This window comes from Hydrogenophaga sp. 5NK40-0174 (assembly GCF_040372165.1).
Classification (GTDB): domain Bacteria; phylum Pseudomonadota; class Gammaproteobacteria; order Burkholderiales; family Burkholderiaceae_C; genus Hydrogenophaga.
The window spans coordinates 22,860-35,997 of record NZ_BAABWG010000005.1 but is presented as its reverse complement, the minus strand read 5'-3'; the positions used below and the strand labels follow the sequence as shown (position 1 = coordinate 35,997).

General features: G+C 62.4%; 11 protein-coding genes. 5 read left to right on the top strand and 6 right to left on the bottom strand.

Features of this window, described 5'->3' with window-relative positions:
- Nucleotide 1 precedes the first annotated feature (1 nt).
- The 3 genes from ABWV89_RS16725 to ABWV89_RS16715 are packed head-to-tail and all read right to left on the bottom strand — an operon-like array spanning nucleotide 2 to nucleotide 3,992.
- Entirely contained in the window at nucleotides 2-2,020 is a 2,019-nt protein-coding gene (locus ABWV89_RS16725) for a transglutaminase TgpA family protein (RefSeq protein WP_353399442.1), read from the bottom strand.
- A complete protein-coding gene (locus ABWV89_RS16720) occupies nucleotides 2,014-3,060 on the bottom strand; it encodes a DUF58 domain-containing protein (protein WP_353399440.1) in 1,047 nt (348 codons plus the stop codon). Before ABWV89_RS16720 ends, ABWV89_RS16725 begins: the two co-directional genes overlap by 7 nt.
- An 11-nt stretch (nucleotides 3,061-3,071) precedes the next feature.
- Nucleotides 3,072-3,992 (bottom strand): AAA family ATPase, encoded by a 921-nt coding sequence (locus tag ABWV89_RS16715; RefSeq protein WP_353399437.1) that lies wholly within the window; start codon nucleotides 3,990-3,992, stop codon nucleotides 3,072-3,074.
- 26 nt (nucleotides 3,993-4,018) lie between these two features.
- Between ABWV89_RS16715 and ABWV89_RS16710 the strand changes: the two genes are divergently transcribed.
- Nucleotides 4,019-4,972 carry a histone deacetylase family protein gene (locus tag ABWV89_RS16710; RefSeq protein WP_353399434.1) on the top strand — a complete coding sequence of 318 codons (954 nt, stop codon included), beginning with the start codon at nucleotides 4,019-4,021 and terminating at the stop codon, nucleotides 4,970-4,972.
- A 40-nt stretch (nucleotides 4,973-5,012) separates the two neighbouring features.
- Nucleotides 5,013-5,795: an enoyl-CoA hydratase gene (locus ABWV89_RS16705; protein ID WP_353399431.1), complete on the top strand. Its 783-nt coding sequence runs from the start codon at nucleotides 5,013-5,015 to the stop codon at nucleotides 5,793-5,795.
- 127 nt (nucleotides 5,796-5,922) lie between these two features.
- Here the strand turns inward: ABWV89_RS16705 and ABWV89_RS16700 are convergent, their stop codons facing one another.
- The 3 genes from ABWV89_RS16700 to ABWV89_RS16690 form a co-directional block, all read right to left on the bottom strand.
- Complete coding sequence (locus ABWV89_RS16700; RefSeq protein WP_353399428.1) at nucleotides 5,923-7,215, bottom strand: TRAP transporter large permease; 1,293 nt, start codon at nucleotides 7,213-7,215, stop codon at nucleotides 5,923-5,925.
- Nucleotides 7,212-7,709 carry a TRAP transporter small permease gene (locus tag ABWV89_RS16695; protein WP_353399425.1) on the bottom strand — a complete coding sequence of 166 codons (498 nt, stop codon included), beginning with the start codon at nucleotides 7,707-7,709 and terminating at the stop codon, nucleotides 7,212-7,214. Before ABWV89_RS16695 ends, ABWV89_RS16700 begins: the two co-directional genes overlap by 4 nt.
- Before the next feature lie 155 nt (nucleotides 7,710-7,864).
- On the bottom strand, nucleotides 7,865-8,875 hold the full coding sequence (locus tag ABWV89_RS16690; RefSeq protein ID WP_353399422.1) for a TRAP transporter substrate-binding protein: 1,011 nt from the start codon (nucleotides 8,873-8,875) through the stop codon (nucleotides 7,865-7,867).
- A 396-nt stretch (nucleotides 8,876-9,271) separates the two neighbouring features.
- Here ABWV89_RS16690 and ABWV89_RS16685 point away from each other — a divergent pair, with 396 nt between their 5' ends.
- The 3 genes from ABWV89_RS16685 (at nucleotide 9,272) to ABWV89_RS16675 (ending at nucleotide 13,033) form a co-directional block, all read left to right on the top strand.
- A complete protein-coding gene (locus ABWV89_RS16685; protein WP_353399419.1) occupies nucleotides 9,272-10,021 on the top strand; it encodes an electron transfer flavoprotein subunit beta/FixA family protein in 750 nt (249 codons plus the stop codon).
- Nucleotides 10,022-10,173: 152 nt separating this feature from the next.
- On the top strand, nucleotides 10,174-11,106 hold the full coding sequence (locus tag ABWV89_RS16680; protein ID WP_353399417.1) for an electron transfer flavoprotein subunit alpha/FixB family protein: 933 nt from the start codon (nucleotides 10,174-10,176) through the stop codon (nucleotides 11,104-11,106).
- Nucleotides 11,107-11,242: 136 nt separating this feature from the next.
- Nucleotides 11,243-13,033, top strand: coding sequence for an acyl-CoA dehydrogenase (locus tag ABWV89_RS16675; RefSeq protein ID WP_353399414.1), 1,791 nt, complete (start codon nucleotides 11,243-11,245; stop codon nucleotides 13,031-13,033).
- Nucleotides 13,034-13,138 lie beyond the last annotated feature (105 nt).

Genomic DNA, 13,138 nt, shown 5'->3' with positions numbered 1-13,138 from the left:
GTCAGGCGGGCCATCGCATTTGGGCCAAGCGTGTCTTCAGTGTACCCAAAGTGTCGCGGCTGCCCCTGGCATATCGCATGCGCTCCATGCGCATCAGCCAGTTGCCCATGTCGCTCAGAAACGCCGGGTCGGTGTCTGCATCCCTGAGTCTGGCCATGAGCCCTCGAGGGGTCAGCAGGTGGTCCTCGGCTGCAATGAGGTGTTTGGCACTCATGCGCTGCTGGGCTTTTCTCAGCAAACGCAGCCAGGGGTCTTCGTGCCGGCGTTCCCACAAGGACCACCCGCCCCCGAGCATTGCCCCCAGGACGATCAGGCCGGCCAGCACATAGCCCAGATCGGCCCAGCTGGGGCTGTCAAAGCCAAGCGCCTCCAGAAGATTGAGTTGCTCTTCCTGCGTGTAGTCCACCACCAGCCTTTTCCAGGTGCCGTCTATGGCATCCCAGGCGTTGCGCAGTCGCGTGCCCCAGGTCGGACTCATGCTCGCCACCGCTCCGCTCAGCCCTGAGGAGGGAAGCGTCAGGCTCTCCAGCCGCCCCAGGCGGCCAGGAAACACAGCACCTGTGGGGTCTATCCGCACCCATCCGCGACCGTGCAGCCACAGCTCGGTCCAGGCATGCGCATTGCGTTGCCTGACGATCCACTGTCCGTCGAAGGTGTTGTTCTCTGCGCCCAGGTATCCGGTCACGATCCGGGCGGGAATGCCTGAGGCCCGGGCCAGGATCACGAAACTGCTGGCGATGTGCTCGCAGAAGCCTTCTTTGGTGTCGAACCAGAACTGATCGGCCGCATCAGCGCCGTATGCCCCGGGCTCAAGTGTGTAGCTGTACCCTCCGGTGCGCAGCTGATCGAGGGCGGCCGCGATCAGACGGTCGTCTCCTTCGGGCCCGGCGCCCGAGACCTTGCGCAAGTCCTGCCCCAGTGCCACCGTTCGGGGGTTTGAGCCTCGCGGCAGGTAAAGAAACGGCAGGCGTTCCTCAGGGGCCAGGTCTGGTTCCAGTCGGTAGTCAAGATGTGCTTCGCCGCTGTACCGCACCAGCGAACGGATGGGGCGTTCGGTACGCCACTGGCCTGAAGACGTCAGTCGCGACCTGTTGCTCAGGCCGGCCGGCGCCCTCACCGTCAGGTCCAGTGTGAGCAGTGATGCCAGGCCGTGAGGCTCCATCAGGATCTCGTACTTGATGGGGCGTCCGAGCTGGTCGAAGGATGCTCCCCGGCGTGCCAGCGCACTGGCCGGGCGGCGCTCGCGCGTCCACCGGCGCCCGTCGAAGCTGGCCAACACCGGGCCTCGGAAATAGAGATCGCCATCAGGAGGGACGGCACCGTCGAAATTCACCCGGAAGGCCACTTCGTCCGACAGGGCCAGTTCCGTGATCTGGCCGATTTCCATGGTCTCCGACAAACCGGTCGACCCTGCCTGCTTCTCGGCGGGCAGGCCCCACAGCGGATCAATCCGGGGGAAGAGCACGAACAGCGCCACCATCACAGGCGCACCTGTCAGCACCAGCTTCGAGGCGATGCCGGCACTGGTCCGAATACTCGGGTGACCGGCCGGCATGTGGGCATTGACCAATCCCGTGAGCAAGCCCATCAGGCCGATCACGATGCCCGCAGCACTCAGCAGGGATTGTGAGTAGAACAGGTGGGTCAGCAGGGCGAAGAACCCGAGAAAGAACAACACGAAGGCGTCGCGCTTGGCGCGCATCTCCAGGTTCTTGAGCGCCAGCAGTGCGATCACCAGTGAAACACCGGGCTCCTTGCCCAGCAGCGTGTGGTAGTGCATGGCCGTTCCCACCAGCGCCGCGATCAGCCATGCAATGCGAAGCGGCCAGCCTGGCAATGGGCGCCCGAGCAACGTGGTTCGTGCACGCCATGCCACGGCCCCCAGGCTGACCACGGTTGTCGAGATGGGGATATTGGGTGCTTGCAGCAAGATGATCCAGCTCACCACCGCGAGCAGGAACAGCGTGTCCCGCACTTCCCTGGGAAGACTCTCCAGCCGTGCACCGGTGTGCTTCAGCACAGCGCAAGCCTTTCAAGACAGGCCGCCTTGTGGGCCTGACCGGATGCGGGTGCAATTTCCTGGCCACCAACGCGCAGGCCGTAGTCGAGGTCCAGCCTGTCCGCCAGCAATACCCAGGCCGTCAGGCGACTGAGCTGAGCGTCTTTGCCAGACGCTCCACAGCTGGATTGATCCAGCCAAAGCTGCGTGTGCTGGGCGCCGGCGTTGTCGCGGCTGACCAGTTCGCTGCGACCAGCAGAGATGGCATTTGCCGATTTGCGCCAAACGACGGTCTTCTGCGCGTCTCCTCGCCGGTAGGGGCGAACGCCGTCGAACTCGCCGCTGCTGTGCGTTCGGCTCACCCCTTCGACCGGGGCGTCTGACTGACCCGCAGGCAGGCCGGGTGGATGCATCTCTGGTGCCGGATACACCAGTAGCCTGGCTGCCGGCCGCCAGATGGTCCACACCCGGAAAGTACCCATGGGGAAGAAGGTTTGTGCCCGAAGCGGCGGCAAAGCATGCAGGCCACGCCCAGGCGGCGCCCAGTTGAGGTCCACAGATGCGCTACCTCCGGCCACAACGTCCACCGTGGCGGCGGTGTCACCTGCGTCCGAGCGCGCTTCAGCCAGGCTCACCGCGATGGCATGCCGGTTCTTTCTGGCGCTGTTCTCGAGCTTGACGGGCAATATGGCCGGCTGGTCGGCATGCACGGGCGCTGGCGGCAGCATGTGCAGGTTCAGCCCGCGCAGGTTGCCATGCGCCCAGTGCATGCCCGCCGCTGCACTGCCGGCGATGAGGAAGGTGAGCAGGTAGCCCAGGTTGAGCTGGTAGTTGATGCTTCCAACCAGCAGCACCATCAGGGTCAACGCCAGCATGGCGCCGGCCCTGGTGGGCAGGATGTAAACGTTGCGCTGGGTCAGCTCGACGTTGTCACTGGGTGGGATGCGGGAGAGAAACCAGCCCTGGATACGCTGGCGCGCCCGCTGCAAAGGCTGTGTTCCCGCAGGCCCGGCTTTCAAGCCGGGGCGGGCCTCAGGGCGAGCAGATGCGAAGGAGCCCATGGGCGCCGCTCTCAGGGAAGCGGCACCGCGTCGATCATGGCGCGGACCTGTTCTGTCGCTCCCTTGCCGGAGGTACTGACCGGCACGAGTCGGTGGGCGATCGTCAGTGGCAGGATGTCGACGATGTCGTCCGGTGCCACGTACTCTCTGCCCTGGACAAAAGCCTGAGCCTTGGCGGCCCTGACCACAGCCAGGGCTGCCCTGGGCGAGAGGCCCTGCACGAACCAGTGGCCGTTGCGGGTTGCAGCGATCAGGTCTTGAAGGTAGTCGAGAACGGGGTCGGCTGTGTGCACAGCCTCTACCGCCTGCCGCAGCCGGGCCAGGTCGGCAGGGGTCAGAACGGCGGGCAGGTCGGACAGCATTTCGCGCCTGTCCTGGCCCTGAAGCAAACTGCGCTCCGCTGCACGGTCCGGGTACCCCAGCGAGATGCGCATGTGGAAGCGATCCAGTTGGGATTCGGGCAGGGCATAAGTGCCCAGCTGGTCCAGGGGGTTCTGCGTCGCGATCACGAAGAACGGCGAGGGCAGGGCACGTGTCTCGCCTTCGACCGTGACCTGTTGCTCCTCCATTGCCTCGAGCAGTGCACTCTGTGTCTTCGGGCTGGCGCGGTTGATCTCGTCGGCCAGCAGCACCTGGGTAAATACCGGCCCCGGATGGAAGACAAAGCCTTCCTTGCCACGCTCGTACACCGACACCCCGATGAGATCTCCCGGCATCAGGTCTGCGGTGAACTGAACCCGCGAAAACGCCAGTCCGAATGAGCGCGCCAGCGCATGGGCGAGGGTCGTCTTGCCGACACCCGGAACGTCTTCGATCAAGAGGTGGCCACCCGCGAGCAGGCAGGTCACACAATGCCCCACCTGTTGCGGTTTTCCGGCAATCACCGTGTTAAGCTGGCTGAGCAGCTGTTGCAGTTTTGTATCGGCTTGCATAAACCCGAACATACCGTAAAACCGCCATGGGACACGCGACCGGCTACTACACCCACAAAAGCTGTTGGAAACATGAGATGGGGGCGGGTCATCCCGAGTGCCCCACACGGCTCGACGCCATCGAAGACCGGCTGCTGGTCTCCGGCCTGGATGTCGCCCTGGAGCGCCGGGAAGCCACGGCCGCAGCGCTGGCCGATATCGAGTTGGCCCATGACCGCATGCACGTGGCGGCGCTGCGAGGCCTCTCCGACGGGCTGCGGGACGAGATCGCTGCAGGTGGCCCGACCCATGTGCAGGTCGATCCCGACACCTCGCTCAACGAGTTCTCCTGGGACGCCATTCTCATGTCTGCGGGAGCCGCCATCGATGCCACCGATGCCGTGATGGCTGGCGAGCTGGCCAATGCCTTTTGCGCCACACGCCCACCTGGCCATCATGCAACACGCAGGGCTGCCATGGGCTTTTGCTTTGTGAACAATGTGGCGGTGGCCGCCAAGTACGCGTTGCAGCGGCATGGCCTCAAGCGTGTGGCCATCATCGATTTCGATGTTCACCACGGCAACGGAACGGAAGACATTGTCGCGGGGGACGATCGAATCCTGATGTGCAGCTTCTACCAGCATCCCTACTACCCGGAATGGGATCATGCGAACGCGCCCAACCTGGTCAACCTTCCGGTGCCAGCCTATACCAAAGGCATGGACATTCGCGAGATGGTCGACATGATGTGGCTGCCCAGGCTCGATGCCCACAAGCCGCAGATGATCTTCGTCAGCGCCGGGTTCGACGCCCATCGCGAAGATGACATGGGGCAGCTTGCGCTGGTGGAGCAGGACTACGCCTGGCTGACCGAGCGCATCATGGAGGTGGCCCAGCGGCATGCCAAGGGGCGCATCGTCAGCTGCCTCGAAGGGGGCTACGACCTCAGCTCCCTGGCCCGCAGCGTGGAAGCGCACCTTCGCGTCCTGGCCAAGGTGTGACAGGGGCTGCGCGCCCGTTTACCCGTAGGAGACATTCAGCATGAGCGAACCATTGGCCAGCTTGCAGCGCGACGACCGGGGCGTGTACACGCTGATGCTCAACCAGCCCAGAGCCTTCAACGCCCTGTCGTCCGCCATGCTCGCGCAGTTGCAGACGGCAGTGGATACGGTCAAGTCGGATGACTCTGCCAGGGTGCTCGTCATCGCCAGCACGGGCAAGGCTTTTTGTGCCGGCCACGACCTCAAGGAAATGCGTGCGCACCCGGAGCACGACTGGTACAAGCAGCTGTTTGACCAGTGCACCCGGTTCATGATGAGTCTTCGCGCCCTGGAGGTGCCCGTGATTGCCCGGGTGCATGCACTGGCCACGGCTGCCGGCTGCCAGCTGGTGGCCCAATGCGATCTGGCCGTGGCCGCCGACGCCGCCAGCTTTGGTGTCAACGGCATCGATGTGGGGCTGTTCTGCTCGACACCGAGCGTGGCACTGTCGCGCAACATGCAACCCAAGCAAGCGATGGAAATGCTGCTCACAGGTGGATTCATCTCGGCCCAGGAGGCGCGCGAGCGTGGGCTGGTCAACCGCGTTGTGCCCGTCGAATCACTGGACGAAACGGTGGCGCAACTGGTCGACCAGATCGTCGCCAAACCGCGTGAAGCCATCGCCATGGGCAAGGTGCTGTTCTACCGCCAGCTCGAGACCGGCATGGGCTCGGCCTATCAACTGGCAGGGCACACCATGGCCTGCAACATGATGGCTGACGTGGCGCAGGAAGGCGTTCAGGCCTTTATCGACAAACGCCCCCCCGCCTGGCGCCAGACCTGAACAAGTCAATCGAACGCACAAACAGCGCGAGAACACGTCCTGCTGGAACGACAGAAAAAAGGCGCCAGTGGCGCCTTTTTGTTTTCCCTTTTCTTCAAAGGGAGTGGTTTTGGCGTGTCTGTGTCGGCTATTGCATCAGGCCCGGTAGCCACAGTGCCAGCGGCGGAATGGCAATCAGGATCGCCAGGCGCCCCACATCCGCCAGCACAAACGGCCACACGCCCTTGTAGATGGTGATCAGTTTCACGTCTGGCAGCAGTGAGTTCACCACGAACAGGTTCAATCCCACCGGCGGTGATATCAAACCGATTTCCACAATGGTGACGATCAGGATGCCAAACCAGATCGGGTCATAGCCCAGACCGGTGATCACCGGGAAGAAGACCGGAATGGTCAGCAGCACAATGGCCAGCTCTTCCATCACCATGCCCAGCGCCAGGTAAATGCCCATCATCACAATCACCACCATGATCGGATGTGGCTGGAACGACATCACGAAGTCGCGCAAATCGCCCGGCATGGTCGTGAAGTTCACAAAGTTGGTGAAGATCTCTGCACCGATCAGAATGGCGAAGAGCATGGCTGTCGTGCGTGCGCTTTCGATCAGGATCTGCAGCACCAGCTTGGGCGTGAGGGTCCGGCGCAACAGAGCAAACACGAACGCACCCGCCGCACCGATGCCGGCACCTTCGGTGGCCGTGAACACGCCCCCGTAAATGCCGCCGATCACCAGCACAAAAAGCAGCGCCACGCCCCAGATCTTGCTGAAGGCCTGAAGGCGTTCCTCCCAGTTGAACTTCTCCGCAGGAGGTCCCGCTTCCGGGTCGCGCCAGGTCACGAAGACCACGGCAAGGCACAGGCAGACAATGGCCACCAGACCGGGAATGATGCCGGCGATGAACAGCTTTCCGATCTCGGTTTCGGTGATGATGCCGTAGATCACCAGAATGGTGGACGGGGGAATCATGATGCCCAGCGTACCGCCAGAGGCAATGGCACCGGCGGCCAGGCCATCCTTGTAGCCGTGTGCCTTCATTTCCGGATAGGCCACCCGAGTCATCGTGGCCGCAGTGGCGATGGAAGAGCCGCAGATCGAGCCAAAACCGCCCGAGGCGATGATGCTGGCCATGGCCAGGCCGCCGCGCTTGTGGCCGATGAAGGCATTGGCCGCCATGAACAGCTCGCGCGCCATGCCCGCACGAGAGACAAAATTGCCCATCAACACGAACAGCGGAATGACGGAGAGCAGGTAGTTGAAGCCCGTTTCATAAACGGCCAGCGAGGCGCTGGCAAAGGCCGGTGTCCAGCCTCGCATCAACCCCAGCCCGGCAATCCCGGCAATGGCCATGGACGCCGCCAGCGGCACCCGCATGAAGGCCAGCGCAAAGACGGCCAGAAAACCCAGTGCAGCTTCGGTCATGCGGCATCTCCGGGCGTGTGGGTGTGTGCGGGGTTGGGGAAGATCATGAAGAATGCATGCACCAGTGCAGACAGGGCGAGCAATGCAGCCATGCCCCATGCCACAGGTGCGAGAGAAATTTGCAGATGGTCAGTGATGTCGCCGTACTCGGCCAGGCGCTCGGCGCGCTGCATCATCAGCCAGGACAGAAAGCCGAACATGCCACCAGTAATCAGGTTCACCAATCGGCCCTGGATGTCCTTGAGCCAGTCAGGAATGAATGCATCCATGGAGTCGAACACCACGTGTTCCGCGCGCCAGGACACCAGGGGCAGGGCACCGAAGATCACCATGATGAGGAGAATTTCCGTCAGTTCCACGCTGCCCGGAACGGAGCGTTCCCAGAACTTTCGGCCCATCACGTCGACAAAGGTCAGCCACATGATGGAGAACAAAGCCATGGCTGCAATGAGGCCAGAGGACCAGTTGAGCAGTTTTTCCAGCGTTTTATGCATGTGAGCGTTGTGCGAGACGGGCAGCGATCAGCCCCGATCAGAACACAAAAAAAGACCGGCCGGCCGGCATCGGGTGATGCCGCCGGGCCGGCGGGCAGAGCAGCAGTGGATACCTGCTGCCCCGCTTGGGGTGAACAAGTGAAACAGAAACCTGTTTACTTGACTTTGGCGATCTCGGCGCGGAACTCCTTGAGCACGCCTTCCGGATCCTTCAGGCCTTTCTCGCCAGCAGCCTTGGCCCATTTGGCTTCCAGATCGGTCTGCTTGGCTTTGACGGCAGCGATGAAGGCGTCGTCGGCCTGGGTGCGCTGCACGCCTTGCTCCTTCTGCACAGTATCCCGTGAGACGGCGTCGACCTTGTCCCAGCCGGCGCCCCAGATGCGCGCCACGGTTTCACCGGAGATCTTGTCGACGATGGCCTTTTCCTTGTCGGACAGGCTCTTGTACTTGTCCTGGTTCATCATGAAGACGAAGCTGGTGTTGTACAGGCCGCCCGGGAAGGTGGTGGCGTGCTTGATCATGCTCAGCTTGAAGGACTTGATCGACTCGTCAGGGAAGGTCGTTCCGTCCATCACGCCGGTCGAGAGCAGTTCGAACGATTGAGTGGCTGGCTTGAGCGTGGCGTTCCAGCCCAGGGCCTTGGTCAGCTCGACGATGTTGCCGCCACCAATGCGCAGCTTCATGCTGGCCACGTCTGCCACCGATTTGGCAGGCTTGTCGCTCGAGAAGATGATGCCGGGGCCGTGGGTGAACACGCCCAGAACGTGCACGCCCTTGTGCTCACCCATAGGAGCGAAGTGCTTGGAATAAATGCGCTGGTAGGCCACCGAGGTTGCCGTGGCGCTGTCGCCCAGGAAAGGGAACTCTGCCACCTGGGTGTTGATGAAGCGGCCTGGGGTGTAGCCGTCAACGGTGTAGGAGATATCAGCCAGGCCGTCGCGCACAGCGTCGAAGGTGCCTGGAGGGGATGCCACAGCCTTGGGCAGGATGTTGCAGGTCATCTCGCCAGCGCTTTCCTTGGCCAGCAGATCGCACCACTCCTTTTGCGAAACGCTCAAGGTGTGGGTCGGTGGTACCCAGCTGGACACCGTGAACGTGGTGCCGGCGGTGGCGGTGGCAGCCGTTCCGGCGGCGAGCAAGGCGGCGATCATGGGGCGCAGCTTCATGGGGGGTCTCCTGTAGGTGGATGAGTTGATGGACCGAGCTTTTTCTCGATCTTCGATATAGTTACGAAATATAAATAGTTTGCCAACAGCCAGGCATCAGCGATTACCCGAACAAGGGTTACTCCGCATGCTTTTCGCGCTGTCTTGCCAGCCTCAATGGCGGGCGTTTGCAAGGGGTTTCGTCTCCGGCTTTTGACCAGTTTCCACCTCTCACCTATAATCGCAAAAAAGCACGACCGTTCGTTTATTTCGAGCGGCCTTTTTTCTGTCATTCCGCGTCGGTATGGCTGTCTGACGGCCTTTGAATGTCATTCAGTGCCATCGCGGCATACAATCTCACGAAGTTGACGTATACGTCAACTCTGATTTCCACCCATCCATGAGGAGCCAACTAGCATGAAGGTCATCGTCCCCGTCAAACGCGTGGTGGACTACAACGTGAAGGTGCGTGTCAAGAGCGACAACACCGACGTTGACATTGCCAACGTCAAGATGAGCATGAACCCGTTTGACGAGATTGCGGTGGAAGAAGCCGTGCGTCTGAAAGAAAAAGGCGTGGTCACTGAAGTGATCGCCGTCTCTTGCGGTGTTCAGCAGTGCCAGGAAACCCTGCGCACGGCCATGGCCATTGGTGCCGACCGTTCCATCCTGGTGCAGACCGATGCCGAGCTGCAGCCCCTGGCCGTGGCCAAGCTGCTCAAGGCCCTGGTGGACAAGGAGCAGCCGCAGCTGGTGATCCTGGGCAAGCAGGCGATCGACGACGACGCCAACCAGACCGGCCAGATGCTCGCCGCCCTGGCCGACATGCCGCAAGCCACCTTTGCCTCCAAAGTGGAAGTCGAAGGCGACAAAGCCAAGGTCACGCGCGAGATTGATGGCGGTCTGGAAACGCTCTCCGTCGCCATGCCGGCGGTCATCACCACCGACTTGCGCCTGAATGAGCCGCGTTATGTCACGCTGCCCAACATCATGAAGGCCAAGAAAAAGCCGATGGAGACCGTGACGCCGGAAGATCTGGGAGTGGACGTGGCTCCGCGCTTGAAGACGCTCAAGGTCAGCGAGCCGCCACAGCGCAGCGCCGGTATCAAGGTGCCGGACGTGGCCACGCTGGTGGACAAGCTCAAGAACGAAGCGAAGGTGATCTGACCCCCCGCGCGGGCGCAGCCCGCTCCCCCCTGGAAGGGGGGCGAACCCTTTGGACCGGCGAAGCCGGATCTTCGGGTTCCTGGTGGTTCGAGTCACTGGTATTCGGTCTGTATCTGGTTTTAAAGCTATCAAGAATTTAAGGAAATCCTGTCATGACTTCTTTGGTTATTGCAGAACACGACAACGCTTCGATCAAGGGCGCCACGCTCAACACCGTCACGGCCGCTGCGGCTTGCGGGGGTGATGTGCATGTGCTGGTGGCCGGTCACAACGCCGGTGGCGCCGCTGCGGCTGCCGCACAAATCGCCGGTGTGGCCAAGGTGATCCATGTGGACGCCGACGCCCTGGCCCACGTCCTGGCTGAAGAGGTGGCCGCGCAAGTGCTGGCCATCGCAGGTGACTATGAGCACATCCTGTTCCCGGCCACGGCCAGCGGCAAGAACATTGCCCCGCGCGTGGCGGCCAAGCTCGATGTGGCGCAAATCAGCGACATCACCAAGGTGGTGAGCGCCGACACCTTCGAGCGCCCCATTTACGCCGGCAACGCCATCGCCACTGTGCAAAGCAGCGACGCCAAGAAGGTCATCACCGTGCGCACCACCGGCTTTGATGCCGCTGCGGCTTCCGGTGGCAGTGCTGCAGTGGACACGCCTGCGGCCACTGCTGGCCTGGGCAAGAGCAGCTTTGTGGGCAGCGAGCTGGCCAAGAGCGACCGCCCTGAGCTGACGGCCGCCAAGATCATCGTCTCCGGTGGTCGTGCGCTGGGCAGCAGCGAGAAGTTCAACGAAGTGATGACGCCGCTGGCCGACAAGCTCGGCGCCGCCATCGGTGCCAGCCGCGCGGCGGTGGACGCGGGCTACGCGCCCAACGACCTGCAGGTCGGCCAGACGGGCAAGATCGTCGCGCCTCAGCTGTATGTGGCCGCGGGCATCTCCGGCGCCATTCAGCACTTGGCCGGCATGAAGGACTCCAAGGTGATCGTGGCGATCAACAAGGACCCGGAAGCCCCGATCTTCAGCGTGGCCGACTACGGCCTGGAAGCCGACCTGTTCGAGGCCGTGCCTGAGCTGGTCAAGGCGCTGTAATCAGCCGCTGGCTGCTTGCCGTTTGCATCTGGCAGAGGAGGGTGCCGCCTTCCTTTGTCGGTGTGCAGACAATAAACCCAAGAAAAACGCGCTCCTGCCATGGAGCTGATTTTTTGAATACCCGGAGACGACCCACATGAGCTACTCAGCACCCCAGAAGGACATGCTCTTCAACATCGAGCATCTGGCCAGGATCGACAAAGTGGCCGAGCTGCCCGGCTTCGAAGACGCAGGCCTGGAAACAGCGCAGGCGGTTCTGGAAGAGTGCGCCAAGCTCAATGAGGGCGTCATCGCGCCGCTGAATTTCGAAGGCGACAAAGACCCTTCTTACTTCAAAGACGGCAACGTCGTCACCACGCCCGGCTTCAAGGACGCCTACAAGCAATACAGCGAAGGCGGCTGGCAGGGTCTGCAACATCCGGTGGATTTCGGCGGCCAGGGTTTGCCCAAGACCATTGGAGCGGCCTGCGGCGAAATGCTCAACAGTGCCAACATGAGCTTTGCACTGTGCCCGCTGCTCACCGACGGCGCCATCGAAGCCCTGCTGACGGCAGGCAGCGACGAGCTCAAGAGCATCTATCTGGAGAAGCTCATCAGCGGTGAGTGGAGTGGCACCATGAACCTGACCGAGCCACAGGCCGGCTCGGATCTGGCCGCTGTTCGCTCGCGCGCCGAGCCGCTGCCCGACGGCAGCTACAAGATCTTTGGCACCAAGATCTTCATCACCTATGGCGAGCACGACATGGCGGACAACATTGTCCACCTGGTGCTGGCCCGCGTGCAGGGCGCCCCTGAGGGCGTCAAGGGCATCAGCCTGTTTGTGGTGCCCAAATTCATGGTCAATGCCGATGGCTCACTGGGTGACCGCAACGACGTGCACTGCGTTTCCATCGAACACAAGATGGGCATCAAGGCATCGCCCACGGCCGTGCTGCAATACGGCGATAACGGTGGCGCCATCGGCTACCTGGTCGGTGAAGAAAACCGCGGCCTGGAATACATGTTCATCATGATGAACGCTGCCCGCTACGCCGTGGGCGTGCAAGGCATCGCCATTGCCGAGCGCGCGTACCAGAAGGCCGTGGCCTACGCCAAGGACCGTGTGCAGAGTCGCCCGGTGGATGGCAGCATGAGCACGGGAGCACCCATCATTCACCACCCGGACGTGCGCCGCATGCTCATGACCATGCGCGCCTTCACCGAAGGCTGCCGCGCCATGGCATCTGTGGCCGCATCGGCTTACGACGCCGCGCACCATCACCCGGACGCCGAGGTGCGCAAGCAGAACGCCACTTTCTACGAATTCCTGGTGCCGCTGGTCAAAGGCTACAGCACCGAGATGAGCCTGGAAGTGACCAGCCTGGGTGTGCAAGTGCACGGTGGCATGGGCTTTATCGAGGAAACCGGTGCTGCCCAGTACTACCGCGACGCCAAGATTTTGACCATCTACGAAGGCACCACCGCCATCCAGGCGAACGACCTGGTCGGCCGCAAGACTTCGCGTGACGGCGGCACCACCGCCAAAGCCATCGCCGAGCAAGTGGCGCAGACGGAAGCCGAGCTGCTCAAGCGCGACAGCGCCGATGCCAAAGCCGTGGCCTCACGCCTCAAGGCAGCCCGCGAAGCTTTTATCGACGTGGTGGACTTCATTGCCGGCAATGGCCGCAGCAACCCCAACGCCGCTTTTGCTGGCAGCGTGCCCTACCTGATGCTCGCCGGCAACCTCATGGCTGGCTGGCAGCTGGGTCGGGCGTTGATGGTGGCCGAAGACCAGCTGGCCGGCGGCAACGACGCACCTTTCATGAAGTCCAAGATCGCCACCGCCCGTTTCTATGCCGACCACATCCTCACCCGCGCCCAGGGCGTGCGCGATGCGGTGGTGGACGGCGCGGACACCGTCATGGCGCTGTCGGTCGACGACTTCTGATTTCCTGATCTTTCGAACAGAGGGCGGCCGCCAGGGCCGACCCCCTGCAGCGGTTGTCTGGCGCCAGATCGCCATCGGCCCGTTTCTTTTTCTTTCGCAGACCCT